General features: G+C 65.8%; 22 protein-coding genes. 11 read left to right on the top strand and 11 right to left on the bottom strand.

Annotated features, from left to right (window positions below; translation table 11 throughout):
• Nucleotides 1-35 precede the first annotated feature (35 nt).
• From ACH49N_RS17995 to ACH49N_RS18005, 3 genes are all read right to left on the bottom strand, one after another.
• On the bottom strand, nucleotides 36-809 hold the full coding sequence (locus tag ACH49N_RS17995) for a deoxyribonuclease IV (protein WP_358273331.1): 774 nt from the start codon (nucleotides 807-809) through the stop codon (nucleotides 36-38).
• Between the two features lie 536 nt (nucleotides 810-1,345).
• Complete coding sequence (locus ACH49N_RS18000; RefSeq protein ID WP_358273329.1) at nucleotides 1,346-1,825, bottom strand: nucleoside deaminase; 480 nt, start codon at nucleotides 1,823-1,825, stop codon at nucleotides 1,346-1,348.
• 3 nt (nucleotides 1,826-1,828) lie between these two features.
• Nucleotides 1,829-2,488 (bottom strand): TetR/AcrR family transcriptional regulator, encoded by a 660-nt coding sequence (locus tag ACH49N_RS18005; protein WP_358273328.1) that lies wholly within the window; start codon nucleotides 2,486-2,488, stop codon nucleotides 1,829-1,831.
• Nucleotides 2,489-2,627: 139 nt separating this feature from the next.
• On the opposite strand from ACH49N_RS18005, the gene ACH49N_RS18010 reads away from it, so the two are divergent.
• The 4 genes from ACH49N_RS18010 to ACH49N_RS18025 all read left to right on the top strand — a co-directional run bounded on the left by ACH49N_RS18010 (nucleotide 2,628) and on the right by ACH49N_RS18025 (nucleotide 6,227).
• Nucleotides 2,628-4,160 carry an LVIVD repeat-containing protein gene (locus ACH49N_RS18010; RefSeq protein WP_397504737.1) on the top strand — a complete coding sequence of 511 codons (1,533 nt, stop codon included), beginning with the start codon at nucleotides 2,628-2,630 and terminating at the stop codon, nucleotides 4,158-4,160.
• Nucleotides 4,157-4,771 carry a DUF305 domain-containing protein gene (locus ACH49N_RS18015; RefSeq protein WP_358273325.1) on the top strand — a complete coding sequence of 205 codons (615 nt, stop codon included), beginning with the start codon at nucleotides 4,157-4,159 and terminating at the stop codon, nucleotides 4,769-4,771. Before ACH49N_RS18010 ends, ACH49N_RS18015 begins: the two co-directional genes overlap by 4 nt.
• Nucleotides 4,772-4,809: 38 nt before the next feature.
• Nucleotides 4,810-5,874, top strand: coding sequence for a hypothetical protein (locus ACH49N_RS18020; RefSeq protein WP_358273323.1), 1,065 nt, complete (start codon nucleotides 4,810-4,812; stop codon nucleotides 5,872-5,874).
• 95 nt (nucleotides 5,875-5,969) lie between these two features.
• Nucleotides 5,970-6,227: a Rho termination factor N-terminal domain-containing protein gene (locus ACH49N_RS18025; protein WP_109328146.1), complete on the top strand. Its 258-nt coding sequence runs from the start codon at nucleotides 5,970-5,972 to the stop codon at nucleotides 6,225-6,227.
• 48 nt (nucleotides 6,228-6,275) lie between these two features.
• Here ACH49N_RS18025 and ACH49N_RS18030 read toward each other — a convergent pair whose 3' ends face one another.
• Nucleotides 6,276-6,725 carry a hypothetical protein gene (locus tag ACH49N_RS18030; RefSeq protein ID WP_358273322.1) on the bottom strand — a complete coding sequence of 150 codons (450 nt, stop codon included), beginning with the start codon at nucleotides 6,723-6,725 and terminating at the stop codon, nucleotides 6,276-6,278.
• Between the two features lie 173 nt (nucleotides 6,726-6,898).
• Here ACH49N_RS18030 and ACH49N_RS18035 point away from each other — a divergent pair, with 173 nt between their 5' ends.
• A complete protein-coding gene (locus tag ACH49N_RS18035; RefSeq protein WP_358273320.1) occupies nucleotides 6,899-8,116 on the top strand; it encodes a hypothetical protein in 1,218 nt (405 codons plus the stop codon).
• A gap of 58 nt (nucleotides 8,117-8,174) precedes the next feature.
• On the opposite strand, the gene ACH49N_RS18040 is transcribed toward ACH49N_RS18035, so the two are convergent.
• Nucleotides 8,175-8,468 (bottom strand): WhiB family transcriptional regulator, encoded by a 294-nt coding sequence (locus ACH49N_RS18040; protein WP_109328148.1) that lies wholly within the window; start codon nucleotides 8,466-8,468, stop codon nucleotides 8,175-8,177.
• Nucleotides 8,469-8,849: 381 nt separating this feature from the next.
• Here ACH49N_RS18040 and ACH49N_RS18045 point away from each other — a divergent pair, with 381 nt between their 5' ends.
• The 3 genes from ACH49N_RS18045 (at nucleotide 8,850) to ACH49N_RS18055 (ending at nucleotide 11,706) form a co-directional block, all read left to right on the top strand.
• On the top strand, nucleotides 8,850-10,097 hold the full coding sequence (locus ACH49N_RS18045) for an alpha/beta fold hydrolase (RefSeq protein WP_358273318.1): 1,248 nt from the start codon (nucleotides 8,850-8,852) through the stop codon (nucleotides 10,095-10,097).
• Between the two features lie 274 nt (nucleotides 10,098-10,371).
• Nucleotides 10,372-11,037 carry an XRE family transcriptional regulator gene (locus ACH49N_RS18050; protein WP_250776166.1) on the top strand — a complete coding sequence of 222 codons (666 nt, stop codon included), beginning with the start codon at nucleotides 10,372-10,374 and terminating at the stop codon, nucleotides 11,035-11,037.
• 72 nt (nucleotides 11,038-11,109) lie between these two features.
• Nucleotides 11,110-11,706: a transcriptional regulator gene (locus tag ACH49N_RS18055; RefSeq protein WP_358273315.1), complete on the top strand. Its 597-nt coding sequence runs from the start codon at nucleotides 11,110-11,112 to the stop codon at nucleotides 11,704-11,706.
• 67 nt (nucleotides 11,707-11,773) lie between these two features.
• Here ACH49N_RS18055 and ACH49N_RS18060 read toward each other — a convergent pair whose 3' ends face one another.
• Nucleotides 11,774-13,126: an ammonium transporter gene (locus tag ACH49N_RS18060; protein WP_358273314.1), complete on the bottom strand. Its 1,353-nt coding sequence runs from the start codon at nucleotides 13,124-13,126 to the stop codon at nucleotides 11,774-11,776.
• 192 nt (nucleotides 13,127-13,318) lie between these two features.
• Between ACH49N_RS18060 and ACH49N_RS18065 the strand changes: the two genes are divergently transcribed.
• A complete protein-coding gene (locus tag ACH49N_RS18065) occupies nucleotides 13,319-13,870 on the top strand; it encodes a HutD family protein (RefSeq protein WP_358273312.1) in 552 nt (183 codons plus the stop codon).
• A gap of 45 nt (nucleotides 13,871-13,915) precedes the next feature.
• Here the strand turns inward: ACH49N_RS18065 and ACH49N_RS18070 are convergent, their stop codons facing one another.
• From ACH49N_RS18070 to ACH49N_RS18090, 5 genes are read right to left on the bottom strand one after another with little or no spacing between them, the layout of a single operon-like run.
• Nucleotides 13,916-14,491 (bottom strand): TetR family transcriptional regulator, encoded by a 576-nt coding sequence (locus ACH49N_RS18070; protein ID WP_358273310.1) that lies wholly within the window; start codon nucleotides 14,489-14,491, stop codon nucleotides 13,916-13,918.
• Nucleotides 14,488-15,483, bottom strand: coding sequence for a DUF3445 domain-containing protein (locus ACH49N_RS18075; protein ID WP_358273308.1), 996 nt, complete (start codon nucleotides 15,481-15,483; stop codon nucleotides 14,488-14,490). Before ACH49N_RS18075 ends, ACH49N_RS18070 begins: the two co-directional genes overlap by 4 nt.
• Nucleotides 15,480-16,457: a PDR/VanB family oxidoreductase gene (locus tag ACH49N_RS18080; protein ID WP_358273307.1), complete on the bottom strand. Its 978-nt coding sequence runs from the start codon at nucleotides 16,455-16,457 to the stop codon at nucleotides 15,480-15,482. The genes ACH49N_RS18075 and ACH49N_RS18080 overlap by 4 nt, the downstream gene beginning before the upstream one ends.
• Entirely contained in the window at nucleotides 16,454-16,978 is a 525-nt protein-coding gene (locus tag ACH49N_RS18085; RefSeq protein WP_358273305.1) for a dimethylamine monooxygenase subunit DmmA family protein, read from the bottom strand. The genes ACH49N_RS18080 and ACH49N_RS18085 overlap by 4 nt, the downstream gene beginning before the upstream one ends.
• Before the next feature lie 18 nt (nucleotides 16,979-16,996).
• Complete coding sequence (locus tag ACH49N_RS18090; protein WP_358273588.1) at nucleotides 16,997-17,410, bottom strand: ethanolamine utilization protein; 414 nt, start codon at nucleotides 17,408-17,410, stop codon at nucleotides 16,997-16,999.
• 283 nt (nucleotides 17,411-17,693) lie between these two features.
• Here ACH49N_RS18090 and ACH49N_RS18095 point away from each other — a divergent pair, with 283 nt between their 5' ends.
• A complete protein-coding gene (locus ACH49N_RS18095) occupies nucleotides 17,694-18,887 on the top strand; it encodes an FAD-dependent oxidoreductase (protein ID WP_358273303.1) in 1,194 nt (397 codons plus the stop codon).
• Nucleotides 18,888-18,932: 45 nt separating this feature from the next.
• Complete coding sequence (gene glnT, locus ACH49N_RS18100) at nucleotides 18,933-20,294, top strand: type III glutamate--ammonia ligase (RefSeq protein WP_358273302.1); 1,362 nt, start codon at nucleotides 18,933-18,935, stop codon at nucleotides 20,292-20,294.
• Nucleotides 20,295-20,302: the final 8 nt, after the last annotated feature.

The raw sequence follows: 20,302 nt of genomic DNA on the forward strand, positions 1-20,302 counted from the left end.
GGTTCGGAGAGGATCTTCCGGGCTTCGAGCGCGCGCTAGCTTCCGACCGTCTCCCGGAGAAAAGCCAGATCCTCGGCTAGCCCTTCACCCGGCGTTTCGAGGACTACAGGTGCGCCTGCCGTGCGGACGACCTCGGCGAGCAGTTCCGGGTCGATGGTTCCGTCGGCCAGGTTGGCGTGCCGATCCCGCGCGGAGTTGAACTCGTCCCGCGAGTTGTTGAGGTGCACGAGGTCGATGCGTCCGGTGATGGCCTTGATGCGCTCGACCACACCCACCAGGTCTTCACCGCCGGCCCAGGCGTGGCAGGTGTCGAGGCAGAAGCCGGCACCGAAGTCGCCGACCTCCTGCCACAACCGGTCGATTGCGTCGAAGTGGCGGGCCATCGCGAAGTCGCCACCTGCCGTGTTCTCGATGAGGATCGGCACCGGGAAACCGCCCTTGTCGGCTTGGCGCTCGAAAAGTTTGCGCCAGTTGACGATCCCTTCGTTGACGTCCTCACCGTCGCGGACGTGGCCGCCGTGCACCACCAGCCCGAATGCGCCGATGTCTGCGGCGGCCTGAGCCTGCTGCGCCACAGCGTTGCGTGAGGGCATGCGGAGCCGGTTGTTGAGGCTCGCCACGTTGATCACGTAGGAGGAGTGGACGACGACGTCGATGGGACTGTCGCGGATCTCGTCGGTCCGCGGGTGCGTGGGCGGTTTGTTCCACTTCTGGGGGTCGGTGAGGAACATCTGGATGATGTCGGCCCCCAGTCGTTCGCCGTATCCGATCGGATCGTCGTCCTGGCGGACATGTGCTCCTATGCGCATGCACTCAGGGTAGGGGGTGGGTGTCGGGTGTGGGGCGCAACACCTGGCCGGGATGCGGGTCGATTCGGGACGCACGGACCCGGACACGCCGACACCCCTCGCTCCGTGTGCGGGGCGAGGGGCTCTGTGTCGGCTGGTCTTTGTCAGGCGGGCGGCGGTGGCGGCGGCGGCGGCGGTGGAGGGGGCGGCTGCGACGGTCCGCCGGGCGTCGATGTGCAGAATTGGCAGCTGTCTCCGAGGTCCTTGGGTAGTGGCTTCGGATTCGGCTGATGGCAGTTGATCTTGCAGGGAGGCGCGGCGGAAGCCACAGCCGCCGGACCCACCATCCCGATCGACAACGCAGCGGCGGCTCCTACGAGCGCTGCGATCACGCGGGTTCGGGGTGAACGACTCTTCGACATCTGGTGTTCCTTCTCGGAGGCAGCGAGGGTGTCAGCTCGGCGTTTCTGACGTGATTCCATCTTGTGCGAGCGTGTTCGGTACTGATACCGACCCCGGGGTGAGGATCAGGCCACCCTGCGCAGAGCAGGCCTCCCTCAGTCGGCGACCCCGATGTCCTCGTTCCACAGTTCCGGCTGGGTCTCGATGAACTCGGTCATCAAGTCGATGCAGTGCTGATTGCGGAGAACCGTCACATCGACCCCGTGCTCCCGGAGCCATTCGTGCCCTCCGGTGAAGGTGACGCTCTCGCCGATGACGACAGCCCCGATGTTGAACTGGCGGATCAGTCCACTGCAGTACCAGCACGGCGACAGCGTCGTCACCATGACGGTCGAGCGATAGTCACGCTGACGTCCGGCGGCCCGGAAGGCATCGGTTTCACCGTGCACCGAGGGGTCGTCGTGTTGGACGCGACGGTTGCGGCCACTGCCGAGGAGGTCTCCGTTTCCGGCGAAGAGGGCGGCGCCGATCGGGATGCCGCCTTCCCGGGCGCCCAGTTCCGCTTGGGCAACCGCGGCCGCGAGCAATTTTTCCGGATCGAGGGTGAGCCGGGTGGGCTTCGGCGACGTCGACATTCGTCAGCGCTCCGCTGTTCCGGAACTCTGCAGGATCGCTATCGCCGCCCGCGTCATCATCGGAGCAAGCGACGGAAGACTGTGCCCGTCACGCGCGCGCAGATTCGTGCGCAACAGTTCGTCGAAGCCCCCGACAAGTAGCCGCAGAAGGTCGTCGGGCAGGTGGGGGAGCGTGCGATCTTGCTGACGGGCGAGCTGATGAAGTCCGCGCATTCGATCGAGAAGGCTGTCGAACATCGCCTCGCGGGCCTGCCGAAGCTCCGGGGTGGCGAACGTCTGCACAGTGAGGGCATACGCTGCGCCGGGTTGTGCGGCCAGGACGTCGAGGTAGCGCTGAATGTGGGCGCGCAGCTGCAGCTGCCAGGGCAGCGTGGTGTCTGTGGCCGCGTCGAGTTCTTCCGCCATGATCCGGGTCGCGAGCGCGCACACGGCGACGAAGCACTCACCCTTGTTCGCATAGAACTCGTAGAACGTGCGTCGGGACACGCGCGCGGAGGCGATGATGTCAGCCACTGTTGCTGCCGCGTAGCCCTTTTCGGCCAGCACGTCGAGGGCGGCGAAGTCGATGCGGTACCGCTGGGAGGCCGCTACCGCCGTCGGGTCGAGCCGATGGCGGCCTGCGGGAAGTGGCTCAATGGCTGTGGATCCTGCCGACTCGCGCATGATGTCAGGGTAGACGTGCACCGAGCCTGTTCGTCGTCGCCACACCTGCCGCACCGTTTCGGCGCCGGTGCCGGTGGGCGAATCGAAGAATTGAACTGTTTTCCAGAAACGCCGGTGTTTCTGGTGTGAAATACCTAGCATGTCGCGCATGGGTTCACACCGCTCGCACCGAGGTCACCGGGTTGCCGCGTTAGCTGGAGTCCTCGCTGTCTGGCTCGTTGCCGCGCCCGCGGTCGCAGACCCGGTGACGGATTTCCTTTCCGTCCAACGCACAGCGGTCGATCACGCCGAGTGCGGACCGGGGTCGGATCAGGAGTCGGGGATGCAAGGGCAGGTGCCGCTCGCGGACCGCCGGAGTGGACGCAGCCAGCAACCGTACTCGTGCAACCTCGGACTGGTCGGCCAACTCCAGGGTCAAGGGGCGGGAATCGTCAGCGCCGCGTATGGCAACTGCGTGTATGTGGGATCGAATATTCCCACCCGGCTCGACCGCCCCGGCCCTGGCGTCCAGGTAGTGGATGTATCCGATCCGGCCCGCCCGCGTCACACCGGGACCCTCATCGAACCGCCGATGCAGGCAGGCACCTGGGAGTCGCTCAAGGTCGATCCGGGGCGCGGTCTCCTCGCGGGCACGGGCGTCGGACTACTGACCGGCATCGGTGGATTCTCGATCTACGACGTATCCCAGGACTGCACGCGCCCGCGGCTCCTCAATCCGGGGGCGGGAACGCAGCTGTCGCTCCCGCTGCCGATCACGACGCACGAGGGCGGCTTCTCGCCGGACGGCCGAACATATTGGGCTGCAGGCACTGCCGGCGGCCAGTTGTCGGCTATCGACGTCAGTAACCCGGCCGAACCCCGCGTGGTCTGGACGGGCCTGACCGGTGTGTCGAACCACGGCTTCGGGATCACGCCTGATGGAAACCGCATGTATATCTCGACGCTGGCGGGCATCACCGTGCTGGACATCAGCGCCGTCCAGCGCCGCGATCTCTTTCCCGTGGTGCCGCACGTGGGCCGTAGACTGTGGTCGGACGGTCAGCTCACGCAGCACACCATCCCCGTCACTGTGGACGGCGCACCGGTCATCTTCACCGTGGACGAAGGCGGATCCGGTGGCGTGAAGGTGATCGACTCGTCCGATGATGCGAATCTGCGCTTGATGAGCACGATCAAACTCGAGGTGAACCTGCCGCAGAACATGGACGTGTGGGCCCAGGACAACGGTGGCAACGGTGCCTTCGGTTACGACGCGCACTACTGCAGTGTGGATCGGCCCGTGGACCCCACCGCGCTGGCGTGCGGCTGGATCCAGTCCGGAATTCGCGTCTTCGACGTCCGCGACCTGCACGACATCAAGGAGATCGCGTACTTCGTCCCGCCGGGGCAACCGGACAAGGCCGGTCAGCTCGAGAACTCGACGCACGCGACCCTGGGATCGATAGTCGGCCTTCCGCTGATCGGATCGATCGCGGTCGCGCGGGCCGCGCTGGAGGGCGATATCAATGGAGCGGGCGCGGTCGGGCCGGGCACCCGGCCGATCGGAATCGACATGTCCAGCGATTGGTGCATGTCGCCTCCGGAGTTTCGCGGCGACCAACTCTGGGTGACGTGCATGGACAACGGCTTCCTGGCGCTGCAGTTCCAGAACGGTGTGTACCCGCTGACATGAAACGTCTTGCTCTCGCGGCCGTAGGCGTCGCGTGTGTCCTTCTCGGCGTGGTCGTGGGGGCGTGGTGGCAGCACCAGCCCGACCCGCCGCGCGCCGCCACTGTGTCGCTCGAACCCCTGGAAGTGGGCTTCGCGCAGGACATGTCGAGCCATCACCTGCAGGCGATCGAACTGTGTCACGCCCTGGCGTCTCCGCGGGAGCCCATGATCGATGCACTGTGCACGCAGATCACCTCCGCCCAGAACCAGGAGATCGGTGTGCTCAGCGGCTGGCTCATGTTGCTCGACCAACCGCAGACTTCCCCGCAACCGATGGCGTGGATGGGAACCGGCCATCACCACTCCAGCGCCCACATGCCTGGAATGGCGAGCTGGACCGAGATGGACGAGCTTCGTCGGCTCACGGGACCGGCGGCCGAGGCGGCCTTCCTTCAGCTCATGATCCGCCACCATCGCGGTGGCCTCGACATGGCCTCCCACGCCGCCCAACACGCCACCACGCGGGCGGTGGCGCAGCTGGCGACATCGATGATCAAGGAGCAGAGCGAGGAGATCGGCGTCATGGAGCCGCTGCTGGCAGCCCGCGGCGTGGAGCAGCTTCGGTACCCGTAGCTCTGTGAGGTAATTGATTCGTTGATGGAGGCGTCGCTTTGCCTTACTCGGGGTACTCGATCGCGATGCGGCTCGGCGTGCTCGATATCGGTTCCAATTCTGCACAACTGCAAGTCGTGCATGCCGCTCCGGGGGCGCCGCCGCTTCCCATGCATGCCGTCAAAGCAGCGACCTTGCTCGGTGGAGCGATAGGGCAGGACCAATGCCTCGACGCGGACGGCGTCGACCGGGTCTGCCAGGCTGTCACCCAAACGTTGGATGCGGCGTATCGGTACGAGGTGGCGCAGTTGTACCCCTTTGTCACGGCCGCGATCCGTGATGCCGCGAATCGGGAATACGTGCTCGACCGCATCGAGCAGGGATGCGGTATCCGACCGCAATATCTCACCGGTGCACAGGAGGCTCGACTGACATACCTGGCCGTCCACCGTTGGTACGGGTGGTCGGCGGGCCGATTGCTCAACATCGACATCGGAGGCGGGTCGATGGAGATCGCCCTCGGTCGTGATGCCGAGCCAGACCTGGCGCTGTCTTTGCCATTGGGCGCCGGGCGACTGACCCGCGCGTTCCTCGGTGAGGTTGATCCCCCGGCTCGCACACAGGTCAAAGCGCTTCGACGGTATGTGCGTGACACATTGCGCGAACCGGCGGATCGGCTCCGGTGGGAGGGTCAGCCCCGACGTGCTGTCGCCACGTCAAAGACCTTCAAACAGTTGGCGCGCCTGTGCGGCGCGCCGGCCCAACGGAAAGGGCCTTTCGTGCGGCGCACCTTGTCGCTGCGGGACGTGCGCAAATGGATTCCACGTCTTGCCGCGATGGGCGAAGAAGAGCGAGCGACGCTGCGAGGCGTCTCCGAGCTTCGAGCCCATCAGATCCTCGCCGGCGCCATCGTCGCCGAAGAGGCCATGAGTGCGTTGAACATCGCCCAAGTGGAGGTCAGTCCGTGGGCGTTGCGGGAGGGGGTGATTCTCCAACACCTCGCGTCGGTGACCGATGCCAAGAACGACCTGCCGTTGCATCCGCTGACACCCCGCCCGGCACAGACGTCGGCGACCGTCACCACGTTGACGGACAAACTGATTCCCCGGAACCACCACCGTTGATCCGGCCGGCGTGACGCCGCCGAGTCATCCTGTGTGGTCTACAACCGTCCGGGTAATCGGACAGTGCCGGACCTTTCCAACCGAGGAGACACATCATGCCGCGGTCATCGATCAAAGATGAGAAGGTATACGAGGAAGTACGCAAGGACGGCGCGTCGAAGCAGAAAGCGGCGCGGATCGCGAACGCGGCCGCCAAGCGCGGGCGTTCCGGAACCGGCCGTAAGGGCGGAAAGTCGCAGTCGTACGAGGACTGGACCGTCGACGAGTTGAAGAAGAAGGCCAAGGATGTCGGACTGTCTGGATACTCGTCGAAACGGAAAGGCGAGCTGATTGATGCCCTGCGAAACCACTGACGGCCGATGACACCGTCCGCGCCTGGTCGCGCCGTCGTGAAGGGCCTCTCACCACACGCGGAACTTGCTGTCGGACAGGGTGAATCCGTGCCCGACGTCGCTTGTGCAGGCAACACCCGTCGTCTCTTCGACATGGCAGGCCAGGTCGTTCACGCGTAGCGACCTGCCGTACGGCAGTACAGCGGCGGGCGAACCGCCCAGCGGGTAGTACCGAGGATCACCCGCGCTGATGAACTGACCCGAGCGGGAACCGGTCACTTCGACGGCGTTGGGCGGCACCCGGATGTCTGGGGCACCGGATCCGGGAACCTTCGGAGCCGACTCCGGCATCTGGCCGTGGCAACCCGCCGTCGGGAGGTCGCCGCCGGTCAGGATCGCGCAGTGAAACTTGGTACTGGGCGTCGTGAAGTAGAAGCTCCCCGCCGCGGTACCCGCGTAACGCTGCGGATCGACTTCCGGGGTTCTCGCGGGCGCGCTCGTCACTGCACTGGGAACCACGCTCGGAGTTGACGGGGCCGCACTCCGCATCGAAGTAGGAGGCGTCGACGTGGTCGTTTTCGGCGGGGTAGTGGCGGAAAAGGTGGTCGACGGGGCGGTCGCGGCGCGGCCGTCGACTTTCTGGGACAGTAGTGGGGAGCGATCTGCCCAGAAGCCGGTGTCCAGGAGGTCCGATGTCGGAGAGCGGCCAGTCCCCGTACGGCGAGATCCAGCCGATGATCGACACCGATGAGGAGCGTAGGGCTCGGATTTCTTTCGAGGTTCGGCGTTGGTGTGAGCGAGCCACTATTTCGGGAACGCACCCGCCGTTGTCCGATCAGGCTGCCGTGTTGATCGCTGCCGGACACCTCGACGCGGCCACTCGGCAGGTGCTCGCGAACCGCCGTCGCACCGGCAGGACGATTCCATCGATCGGTGGGTTCGGTCACCTGCGCCTTCTGACCGACGAATATCACCAGGTGGCCCATCGTTGCGACACCCTGCGCCCCGGGCCGGCGCAGCTGCTCTTCAAGTACCGCGCCACCGAACTCGCCAGGAAATTGCAGGCATATCGGTCGGCAGTGGTGATGTCGACAGCGCATTACGGTAACGGTGTGCGGGCGATGCGCCGTGATCGGCGGGAGGGCGTGCATCTCGACCTCGAGCAACGTGAGGCGCTCTTTCGAGCTTTGCAGCGGACGCCGACACCGTTAACCGGAAGCCCCTTCGAGCGGGCTGCGAAAATTGCGCGAGGTACCGCTGCTGAACGGATCGGCCAGGCGTCGCAGAACACTGTGATGGCGGCGGCCGGAAGAAGGGTGGCCGACGCGCTCGGCCGCGGCGTCGACCTCGACGAAGACAGCTTCGCCGACGGTTACGACACGCTCCTCTACGTCGCCGGAATGCTGTACGACAGGATCGACGGGTCCCCGGTGTGGCGCTCCGAGCACTTCGCTGTCCAGCGGCACCAACTCGACCTCGCCGACGAGCTGACGCAAATCGCTGTCGACACCGTGGCGTTGCGCGGCATTCGCCTCGAGCTCGACGACGCACTGCGCGTCACCCACTCCGACAGCGGTCGACGGCAGATTCAACTCCGGCAGACTGCACTGACGCCGGTGTGGGACCAGCTGGTGGACCGCGTTGCGGCGCTGGCACGCATCGGTGACCTGCTGTCCCGAGCCGAAGTGCAGTTGCGCTCCGTGCTGGCCGTCAACCGGGCGATGAGCCTGGACAGTCGAATCGACGACCTCATCGCCCGCTCAGGCGACCGGGAACTATCGGCCGTGAACACCCACCATGTGGGGGATCAGTTCGACGGGGTGGAAGAACTGATGCTCACCTACCAGTCGGCGCTGTACGGCGACATCGCCGAACTGACGGCGTGGTCGGGGAGCCCGGAGCGCAAATAGAGCCCGCTACATCGAGCCGGCGCGCACCCGTGTACCCAACCTAGGGCCGAGGTCGCGATCATATTGCGATGTCGCCTCGCCGGTGTTCGATGGCGGCTTGCCGCTCGGATTCGGACATTCCTCCCCACACTCCGAAGGGCTCCTCGACAGCCAGCGCATGCTCTCGGCACTGGACGATGACCGGGCAGCGGTTGCACAGCTGCTTGGCTCGCAGCTCACGCTGCTTCCGGATGCGCCCGCGCTGTCCGTCCGGGTGGAAGAACAGCGACGAGTCGACGCCACGGCACAAGCCATGCACCTGCCACTCCCACACGTCCGACAGTGGCTTGGGAAGGTCCGTATATGAAGGCATGTGAACTCCTCGATCGTGACGTGACGTAGGTGGCGGCGTTCTCGCCACCCGACGCTCACCAGCCCGCACTGCTGGAGCGCGGTGAACATGTGAGGAGACCTGTACCCAGAAACGCGATCTGTCACGCACGCGTCAGAAAACTTTCACGGAGCGGCGTCGGGTGTTGCGTCTCGGCCGTGCGTGCCGTCACCGCGTTTCGAGCACGACCATGAGGCCGACGGTGGCCTCGCCCGCCGAGATGAAGAGTGGTCGCACGGTCCCGATATCTCTTGGCACAAGTCCTATGGAAAGCTCCTCATGTTCAACTTCCGATCAACCGGGTAATCGGCTGCCCACGACGCCGGGGAACACACGCCGCGGCAGTTAAAGAAGGAAGAGCACATGGGCGAAGGGCACCCGATCGATCCAGCCAGCATGCTGGCCACCCACTTTCCGCGCGACCTCACCGATACGGTGATGAGCGATGAGTCGGCCACTGTGGTCCTCGACATCGCTGGTCACGGTCACTGGACCGTGTCGATCGACAGTGGTGTCGCGGAACTCCGCAGTGCGGACGGACCTCGCAAGCCCACGTGCACCATCCGGACCGACGCAGACACGCTCGCCGATGTCCTGATCGGCCGGCGTAGTGGGGTCGACGCGTTTCTGGACGGCGACCTCGTCACACGCGGAAGCCTCGCGACGGTGCTTCAGATCGGCGGGGCGTTCGCGCCGGACGTCGAGTTGTCGACGCGACCGCAGTCGCGGGAAGTCGACGCAGGTGGCGTGCGCACGGCCTACCTGGAGGCGGGCCGAGCCGACGCGCCTCCAGTCGTTCTCCTCCACGGCCTCGGTGCCACCAATGCATCCATGCTTCCGGTGCTGGCCGACCTGGCCGAGGACCACCGCGTCATCGCGCCCGACACCCCCGGGTTCGGTGCATCGGATGCACCGTGCTGGACCTACACTGCCCATCAGCTGTACTCCTGGCTTCGCGCTTTCCTCGATGCGGTCGACGCCCGCGGCGCCGTCGTCGTCGGTAACTCTCTCGGTGGCCGCCTCGCACTCGAGTTGGCCATGCACGATCCCGAGGCGGTCGCCAAGCTGGTCCTGCTCTGTCCGTCACCGGCGTTCCGCCGATTCCGGCAGTTGGTACCACTCGTCAAGTTGCTGCCCGTGGATGTGGCGCGCCTACCCGCGGCCCCCGTGCCGCGCCCGGTTGTGATGGCGGGCGTGAAGGCGATGTTCGCCGACCCGAACCGAGTGCCACAGAGCTGGTTCGACGCTGCCGTCGACGAATTCGAGATTGCCATGAGCTCCGGTGCACACCGTCGCGCTGCGCTGTCGGCCTTGTTCAACATCTACACCGAGGAAGCCTTCGGCGATACCGGGTTCTGGGGACGACTCCCCAACCTTCGGACACCGGCGTTGTTCCTGTGGGGAAGCGAGGATCGGCTCGTTCCGGCCAGCTTCGCTCGCCACGTCAGCGAGGCGATGCCTACCGCGGAATCGGTGGTCATTCCTCATTGCGGGCACGTTCCTCAGCTGGAACTGCCCGCTCTGACGATGAAACTGGTCCGCGAATTCCTGAGCTCGCAACGCACTCCGAGCGCGCAGGCGTCGACCGAGTATGACTTGGCTCTGGGCTGAGCTCGGGAGCACTCCCGCATCAACACCAATGGCCGGGTGTATCGCGCATCCGCTGACCGATCATGCGGTAGGCATGGCAACCGGCGAGATCGGCAAGTATGCGGGAGCACCTGACAAACCGCACGTCCCACCACGGCGGGCGACATGCTTGGCCACGCGCTTGTGCCACATGGGTTTCGCCGTCGCCAACGGGTGATCTTGTCGGTCCAGCCGGCGAAGTGCCGGACGTTCCTGCGGTTTCCTGACAGTAAACAACGCTGCTAGGATGCGGGACATGACGACTCGACCGGAGACCGGGATTCACCGCGACACGGGTGATCCTGCGCCCGTCGAGCGTGAGGTGCCGTCCGATACGCCGACCGGCCCTGATCTCGAGAAGGTGATCGGCAAGCAGGTGCGCGCCCTCCGCAAGGCCAGTGGGCTTTCCGTGGGGGACATGGCGGCAAAAGTCGGGATCTCCAAGGCGATGTTGTCGAAGATCGAAAATTCGCAGACCTCGTGCAGTCTGTCGACGTTGGCGCGGCTGGCGGCGGGACTGGACGTACCCGTGACATCACTGTTCCGGGGTGCGGACACTGCCCGCGACGCCGTGTACGTCGAGGCGGGCCACGGTGCGGTCATCGTCGGGCGAGGGACCCGGGTGGGGCATCACTACGAACTTCTCGGCGCACTGCGCGGGCAGCACAAGCGACTCGAGCCGGTGCTGGTCACACTCACCGACGCCAGCGAGACGTTTCCGCTGTTCCAGCACGCCGGCACCGAACTGCTCTACATGCTCGAGGGTGTCATGGTGTACGGGCATGGTGAGGCCGAGTACACGCTGCGGCCGGGGGATTCGCTGCTGCTCGACGGTGAAGGTTTGCACGGTCCCAACGATCTCGTGCGGTTGCCGATCCGATTTCTCGCGGTCACCGCATATCCCGACCACCACGAGGACTGACGGCGGTCATCGGGATTTCTACCTTCCTCCGCCTCCGCACCGGGCGTAGAGTGGCGGTTGGTTCGAAAGGTCGTGGTTACGGTGTTAGCGACAGTTCAGATAGCGTCCGACGACGGGTCCGCGCTGCCCTTCGATCGTCTGGAGCCGGTTTACCTGGCCACCGCGGGCGCGATCGGGCTCTACTACTTCGACTACGGCACCGATGCGCGGATGAGCTCGGACGAGCTCGGCGACTTCTACCTCGTTCAGATCCCGCTGTCGGGTACAGCCCGAATTACCTCTGGCGCTGAGGAGTTCGATTCGACGATGTCGGTCGCGTCGATTCTGCAGCCGGGGCGCCCCGCGACCATGCAGTGGCATGAAGGGCAATCTCAGCTGATCATCCGGCTGGCGCGCCGAAATCTCGAGGAGCACTTGCAAGAAATCCTGGGGAGCCCACTCGCTGAACCGCTGATATTCGAGACGCAGATGGAACTCGGAAGCCCCGCAATCCGCGGCTGGCGTGATGCGGTCGAGCTTCTGGAGCACGAGGTGGCGAATCATGATCCGATTACTGCAGATTCGGCCGCGATGGAGGAATTCGACACGATCTTGCTGAGTCAGTTCCTGTCCGCTCAGCCGAACAACTACAGCGCGAGGCTGCGGAGTCTGGCTCAGAGTCTGACCTAGCTGATCACACGGTGGCCTGCCCCGCGGAGTGCTGCGGGGCAGGCCACCGGCTGTGTCGAGACCGGGATCAGGCCTTGGCGGGGTCAGCCGCCCTGGTCGTTATTGCTTCTGCCCCGAGCACCGCGTCGGTGCCGTGTTTCGAGGCGCCGGTGAGGCCGACGGCATCGAGTACGTAGGCCGTCTCGCCGTGTACGGACACGTCGAGGCCGTCGTATTCGCTGTCCTGGTCGGCGCGGATGCCCATGAACTTCTTCAGTGCCGCGGCGATCACCAGCGTGACGATGAAGCAGTAGCCGACAACGGCTGCCACGGCAACACATTGGCGCCACAGCACGTCGACACCGCCGCCGTAGAAGAGTCCCGCGGCGCCGCTGGGTGCGGCCGGATCTGCGAGGAATCCGATCAGAACGGTGCCGAGGATGCCGCCGACGAGGTGCACGCCGACGACGTCGAGCGCATCGTCGTAGCCGAGCCGGTACTTCCAGGACACCGCGAAGCAGCAGACTGCACCGGCAGCGCCTCCGACGACCAGAGCGCCGAGCGGTGACACGGCGCCACAGGCCGGTGTGATGGCGACCAGTGCCGCGATCAGACCCGACGCAGCACCCAGCGACGTGGCGTGGCCTTCACGCAGTTTCTCGACGGCCAGCCAGGCGCAGATGCCTGCGCACGCGGCGGCGACGGTGTTGAGAATGACGACGGACGCGCTGTTTCCGGCGGAGAGCGCCGAGCCGCCGTTGAATCCGAACCAGCCGAAGAACAGGATGCCGGCGCCGAGCATGGTCAGGGGAAGGCTGTGCGGGCGGGGCGAGACGGGGAACGTCTTGCGGGCCCCGAGGACCAGGACGACGGCGAGAGCAGCCACGCCGGCGTTGATGTGCACGGCGGTGCCGCCGGCGAAGTCGATGGCGCCGAGGGTGTTGGCGATCCATCCGCCGATCACCGATCCGTCGGCGGAGTCGAACGCGAACACCCAGTGGGCGACGGGGAAGTAGACGAACGTTGCCCACAGTCCGGCGAACAGCATCCAGGCGCCGAATCTCATCCGGTCGGCGAGCGCACCCGAGATGAGTGCCACGGTGATGCCGGCGAACAACAGCTGGAATCCTGAGATCAGCGCGGGCGGCAGTCCGGGTTCGGCCGGCGCCTCCAGCAGCGCGCTGGAGCCGAAGAACTCGAGGGGGTCGCCCAGGAGGCCGAGACCGCCGAGGGAGTTGCCCAGCACGGTGGAGTAGCCGAACACGATCCACAGCATCCCGACGACGGCGAACGCGCCGAACGTCATCATGGCCATGTTGAGCGTGTTGCGCACGCTGACCATTCCGCCGTAGAACATGGCCAGGCCCGGCACCATGAGGCTCACTGCCGTGAAGGCCGCCAGAATCCAGGCGGTGTCGGCCGCAGCGACTGCTTCGTTCATAGTCGTCCACCTTGATCGAGGATGGCAGGACACTCAAAGTGTCCGCCGTTGGGAATCAATGTCTATTGCCAGTGAACCAAATCGAAGATTGCGAAAATAGTGCGCCGCGTGACGAATGCGTAAAGGATTGTTGTACCGAGTTGTCTTGAAACAAAGTATCGTGACAGTGGACCATCTCGGTGAGGGGAATCTGTGGCCGCAGTGCGCGAGGCCCGCATCATCCGGCGAGCGGATCACCGGACCACGCCGTGGGCCAACGGCGCGGGCACCACCGCGGAGATCGCCGCCGGTGCCGCGTCCCGGTGGCGGTTCAGTGTCGCGACGCTCGAGGCGAATTCGACGTTCTCATCGCTTCCCGGGGTGGATCGGATCTTCACGGTGATCGGCGACCATCCCGCGTCACTCGACTTCGGCGACGGTCCCACCCTGATTCCGCGCCTCAGTCCGACGGCCTTCGCCGGCGAGCGCAGCCCCGACTGCGTGACGGAAGGGCCGACCGAGGCGTTCAACGTCATGGTCCACAGGTCCACCGCGGCGGCGTCCGTGGACATCGTTGACATCGGAGTGGCGCAGGACGTCACCGCCGACGGGCGGCTTGCCGTTCTCGTCCTGGTCCTCAGTGGGCGGCTGACGACGGACCTCGGTCCCGTCCAACCGGGCGACTGCCTCCTCGTCGAGGGCGGGTCGGTGCGGCTGTCCGGGCAGGCGTCGGTGGTGGTGGCGGAGGTCCTCGCCCGCATGTGAGTGGCAAAGCGTGCCAGGGCACACTTTGCCACTCACGTGCCGGGGTTACCTGGCGGTCGAGAGGATTCGGCGTAGTCGCCCGATCGCGCGTTCGGTTGCGGGGCGGTCCTTCGCGATCAGCTGGTGCATGATGAATCCCTCGATCGCCGAGTACACCAGCAGGGTCAGGTCTTCGTCGGCGGTGATGCCCAGGCGGGTCAGCGCCTGCGACGTCGCCTCGATGTACGTGGCGTACAGCAGTTTCACGTGCGGGTCGAGGCGTGGCGTGCGTCGGGACTCGAGCATCAGCTCGTACTGGAATACCTGGAGGTCGGGGTCGCGGGCGACGAGGTCGGTGAGGTGTTCGACGAAGTGGTCGAGGGACGATCCGGCGGCGATGTCGGCGAAGACGCTTGCACTCTTGTCCAGCGCGTAGCGGAACGCGGCGTCGAGGAAGGTGTCCGTCGACCCGGCGCTGCGCAGGACGGCGTCGTCCGAGACGCCGGCCTCACGGGCGACGGCCTGCGTCGTCAGCCCGCGCAGGCCGTCGCGGGCGATCACGGAGACCGTCGCGAGAACGAGGTCGAGGGCCTGAGTGGTCTGGGGTGCCGGCCTTCGCGGCCGCCCGTCGGCCAGCGTCACGGTTCCACATTCCCATGGGTCAGCAGCCATCTCATGCCGGGTTCCCGGATGCGGCTGATGCCCTTGTATTCGGCCATATCCACCGGAAGGTCCTCGAGCACCCGGTACAGTCGTTCGCCCCATTCCGGAACCGACGCGACGTCCCGGAACGGAAGCAGATACGACCGGATCAGGAACATCACGGTGCCGGTGTGGGCGAGCCGGATGAGATGCTGCACTTCGGTTCTCAGGAACAGGCGGTCCCCGACCTCGTCGAGCGGGCCGTCGGCGAGGGTGCGCCGGTCCTTGCCCCACTCGGGGTAGGTCTCGGTCGACGTGTCGAGTTTGCCGTCGACGGTCAGCGTCCAGTTGGTGCGCCGGTAGCTCTGGCCGGGCTCGAGCCGCATCAGGAAGTTGTGGGCGCGGATGATGATCTGCTCGCTGTGAACACGTGGGACGGGGCCGTGGATCTCGAGAAAGCTCATGCCCACGTCGAATCCGAACGACCAGTCCGCCGCGAACGTCACCAGTCCGGCGTCGCCCCACAGCGCGCCCTCACGCTGATCGAGCAGCACGACGTCCTCCTGGATCTGGCCGCAGATGTACACCAGCGGCGGCGCCGGCAACGTGTCGAGGTCGCCGAACACGAAGGTGTGCTCGATGCTGAGGAGGTCGTTCTTCCAGTACCACCCGTCCCCGCGCCGTGCGAGTGTCATGGTGTCGGGATATTCGTCGGCGAGGGTGCGCATCAGCGTGAGCATCGCGTCCCAGGCGGCGGGAACCATGTGGGGCAGGCACTGGTGCCGCGACGGATCCGTGGCCAGAATGCGCTCACGTTCGGCGAGTTCCCGGTGGTAGTGCGCGTCGATGGCGATGCGGGTGTCACCCCAGCTGCCGGCCACGGTGTCGGTGGAGTGTCCGGCGGGCTCGACGTTGGTGCTGTAGCGGTACTGATCGCGAGGAAAGGGGAAGGGAAAGCGCGTGATGTCAGCACGCGAGTCGGTGGTTGTCACAGATCCAGCTCCAATCGGTCTCCTGCGGAACGTGATACGCACGGCATCATCGAATCTCCGGCGGCCTTCTCCTCGTCGGTGAGGAACAGGTCGCGGTGCTCGATCTCGCCGCCGCGAACCGACAGCCGGCATTCGCCGCACACCCCCTGGCGGCAGAGGTTCGGGACCTTGATTCCCCGGTCCAGCAACGCCTCGAGGAGGCTGGTTCCCGAGGGCACGGGGACGATCATTCCGGTGCGCCCGAGCTTGGCGGCGAAGGGTGCCCCGTCGGGCAGCGGGCCCGCCCCGAACGCCTCCGAGTGCACGCGCCCCGGTGGCCAGCCGCAGTCGCGGGCCCACTCGGCCACCGCCGCGATCATCGGCGCCGGCCCACACGTGTAGACGTGGGTGCCGAGTGGCTGGTTGGCCAGTGTGGGGATGAGGCGGTCGGCGAGTTCGCCGGGCGTCGAGACGGTGATCATCCGGTCGCCGCACAGCGTCGCCAATTCGTCGGCGTGCGCCCCCGACTGACCGCGGAAGGAGTAGATCACTTCGAAAGAGCGTCCCCATTCGAGGGCGGCCCGAACGTGCGACAGGATCGGCGTGACGCCGATTCCACCCGCGACCAGCAGGTGGTGCCGCGCAGTGAGTACGGGCGCGAACGCACTCCGCGGACGGCTCGCCCGGATAGTCTGTCCCGGCTGAAGGTCGTGGACCCAGCGCGAACCCCCGTGGCCGTTCTCGTCGAGCCGGACCGAGATCGCATAGTGGTCCGGCTCGATCGAGGGGCCGGTGAGCGAGTAGGAATTGTGCCGACCCTCGGCCCAATTGACGGCGATGTGGCTGCCGGGGGTGAACGACGGCAGGGTGCGGTCCGCCGGGTCCACGAGCACGATGTGCCGGATGCCCCGGCACAGCAACCGTGCCTCGCGCACCGTCAGAGTGAGCCCTCCGGTGATGCTCTCGCCCGCAACTGTTTCGAGGGCCGTGGTCATGGCAGTTCCTCCGAATCGGCTCGATATCCCAAATAGGCGCTGTGGCGCCGGGAGTAGTGGTAGTAGACGGTGAGTTCGGCGGAACAACCCCCGCACCGTGTCCGGCCGCCCACAGGCACCGGCACGGAGGGCGACGTGGTGTGGCAGTGCGCGCAGAACACGTCGCGCACCGAGGCGTCAGGGTGGACGATTGCGGCGATCTCGGCGGGCAGCGCGCCCGCGGAGATCAGCCGAGCACGCACTGCCCCGACCATATGCTCGGGGCCCGCGACGACGAACCGCCACCCGATGCGCGCCTCGGTCAGCAGTTCGTCGAGCCCGCCGAACCCGGATCCGACCCCGGCGTCGACGATCACCGTGCGAGTGGGAACGGGCGTCACACGCTGGGACAGTTCGCGGAGGACCTGCGTGCTGATCGAGCGGTCCGCGATGTGTACGTAGCGGGTGACAAGAGCGCCCGCCGCGAGGTCGTCGACGGCCGAGGAGTCGGATCGCCAGCGGGGGACGCTGGTCGATCTCATCGATACCGCCATCGCGGATCAGGGAGCGAAGGAGCGGTGGCCGACGAAGTAGGCCAGTGCGCGGTCGGGGGTGGTGAAGCGGATACGCGAACCCTTGGGGAAGAAGATCGCGTCCTTCGCCTTTGCCACTTCGACCTGGCCGGTGTCGAGGTTCTCGAGGGTGAACTCCCCTTCGAGGACGACCTTCATCTCGTCGTAGGCGTAGTAGTAGTCGAGCGGGGCGTCGGTGCGCTCGAGTTCGAAGTAGCCGGCCGACATCTCTGATCCGTCCGGGTTGGAAAAGACATCGTCGATGTATCCCTTGGTGCCCGGGTATTCCGAGACCGGCATCTGCGGCAGGTTCTCGTGAAATCCGGCGGTGACGCGGAACGCGGCGACGGTGGGCTTGTCGGTGGTGGTTCTGGGTTCTCCCTGAAGGCGTGGTGATGGGATCGGTAAGCTCCTCAGTGTGAAACGAGGAGTAGCAACAGGAAACCACAGGACATATTTCGCCGACGTAAATTAAGGCGGGGTCGCTGAAGACATGCACTTCGAAGCCGGGATACTTCTTGAAAGAGTTTATTAGCAGGGAGATCTGGTGATCCACCGACAACGTTGCCGTAACACGATGGACATAGTCGATGTGTTTCCTAGTGAACAACAGAAATTCCTGCGGTGAAACGCTCCGCTACTCGAGCCGTAGCGTCCGATAATCCGGCCGAATGAAGGAAGCAACGTGACACAGACAGCAAAATTCGTGATTGTCGGTGGAGGACTCGAAGGTCTCGCCATCGCCTGGTCGCTCGCGGACCGCGGAGAGACGGATGTGCTGGTCCTCGAGCGTGACACCTTGTGCTCGGGGATGACCGGCAAGTCCAGTGGCGTCGTCCGGTGCCACTACGGGACGCCGTCGCTGGCGGCGATGTCGTGGTACGGCGTCGACATCTTCGCCAGGGCCACGGAGATCTTCGGCGACGACATGGCGTTCCGGCAGTGCGGATACGTCGTCGGCGTCGGTGAGAACAACATCGACCCGCTGAAGGCGAACGTCGCGATGATGCAGGGCCTCGGTATCGACGTCGACTACATCGGCCACGACACGATAGCCGAACTGTGGCCGGGGCTGCACCTCGACGACTTCGCCGCTTTCGCCTACGAGCCTCTCGGTGGCCGTGGCGAGGCGTACATGGCGGGGATGGCGTTCGGTGCGTCGGCCCGCAAGCTGGGCGTCACGATCCGGCAGAGCACTCCGGTGGCGTCGCTGTTGCAGAACGCGGACGGCCGCGTCTACGGGGTGGCGCTCACGAACGGCGACGAGGTGCACGCCGAGCAGGTGATTCTTGCGACCGGCCCGTGGGCACCCGAACTCGGTGCCGGTGTCGGCGTCGACATCCCGGTGAAAGCCCAACGAGCGCAGCTCGTGCTGATCGATCAGGGCATTCCGACGCCGGAGGTGCCGGTGCTGTCGGACCTCGCCGGACTGCAGTACATCTGCCGCGAGCCGAACGGCGAACTGCTGGTCGGCAACAGCGACCACGCCGCGCCCGAATACATCGACCCCGACAAGTACAGCAACCGCGCGGACGATTCCACCATCGAGAAGAACATCATGAAACTGGGGAACCGTCTGCCGGACATGCCCGACCCGCGGATCACGTCGTCCTACGTCGGCGCGTACGACGTGACGCCCGACTACAACCCGATCATCGGACCCGCACCGGTCGACGGACTGTTCCTCGCCACCGGGTTCTCCGGTCACGGTTTCAAGGTCTCACCGGCGGTCGGCCGCCTTGTCGCCGACATGCTCCTCGACGACGGAAAGACGACCCTCCCGAACGTCGAGCCGTCCGACTTCAGGTACTCACGCTTCGAGGAGGGTGACCTCCTGTTCAGCCTGCACCCCTACGAGGGCGCCGGCGAGATGCGCTGAACCACAGACCCCCTCACCCGTAGACCACCAGTTCAGGAGCTACCCATGGCTGTCGACACTGCTGACGCGTTCACCGCGCAGAACATCGTGACAACCCCACCGCAGACCTTGTCCGAGGTGGCCCGGGCCACCGGAACCACCTTCATCCTCGCCCTGTTCGTCACCCTGTCCGGCAAACCGTGCGCCAAACTGGTGCCGATCGAGGCCGTCGAGCAGCTTCAGGACGACGGCGTGGGCTTCGCCGGCTACGCGGCCGGGCACATGGGGCAGGAGCCCAAGGACTCCGATCTCGTTGCCATACCCGATGTCTCGTCGTTCACGCCGATCCCGTTCGTGAAGCCCGGACTGGCGATCGTGCACTGCGACCCGCACGTCGAGGCCAAGCCCTGGCCGTATGCGCCGCGGGTGATCCTGAAGGAGACGCTGAAGAAGGCGTCCGATCTCGGCCTGTCCGTCAACGTCGGCGCGGAGATCGAGTACTTCCTCGTCCACCGCACCGGGGATGGCGCTCTCACCACCGCGGACACCGCCGACGTCAGCCGGCAGCCGTGTTACGACGCCCGCGACGTCACCCGGATGTACGACCATCTGACCGAGGTGTCGCAGGCGATGAACACGCTCGGGTGGGGCAATTACGCCAACGACCACGAGGACGGCAACGGGCAGTTCGAGCAGAACTTCGACTACGCCGACGCCATGACTACCGCCGACCGGGTGATCACCGCAAGGTATCTGCTGTCGGTGATCGCCGAGAAGCGCGGCATGAAGGCCACATTCATGCCCAAACCCTTCTCCGACCGCACCGGGTCGGGCATGCACCTGCACCTGTCACTGTGGAACGACGCCGGTTCGGTGTTCCCGGACGGCGACGACCCCAAGGGGCTGGGACTGTCGAGGACGGCGTACGCGTTCATCGCGGGGATTCTCGAGCATGCGTGTGCGCTGCAGGGTGTTATCGCGCCGACCGTCAACTCCTACAAGCGCACCGGGGCCACCTCGACGAGCAGCGGCGCCACCTGGTCGCCTCGCTACGCCACGTACGGTGGCAACGACCGCACCCACTACCTCCGGGTTCCGGACAAGAACCGGGTGGAACTGCGCGGCGGCGACGGCTCGGCCAACCCCTACCTGGCCGCGGCCACCGCCATCGCCGCCGGCCTGGACGGCATCGAACGCGATCTCGACCCCGGCACTCCCGGCTCCGGCGACAGTCCCAGTGACATGCTGCCGATGACACTGCTGCACGCGATGGACGCCCTGGAATCGGATCCCGTGGTGACGGGGGCCCTGGACGTCGCCGGCCCCGGGGTCGCCCAATACTTCGCGACACTCAAGCGCGAGGAGTTCTTCGCCTGGCACAACACCGTCTCCCCGTGGGAGCTCGACCACTACCTGACAGCGTTCTGAACGACCTC

Origin of the sequence: Rhodococcus sp. NPDC019647, from assembly GCF_044389235.1 — a bacterium.
GTDB lineage: Bacteria > Actinomycetota > Actinomycetes > Mycobacteriales > Mycobacteriaceae > Rhodococcus_F > Rhodococcus_F oxybenzonivorans.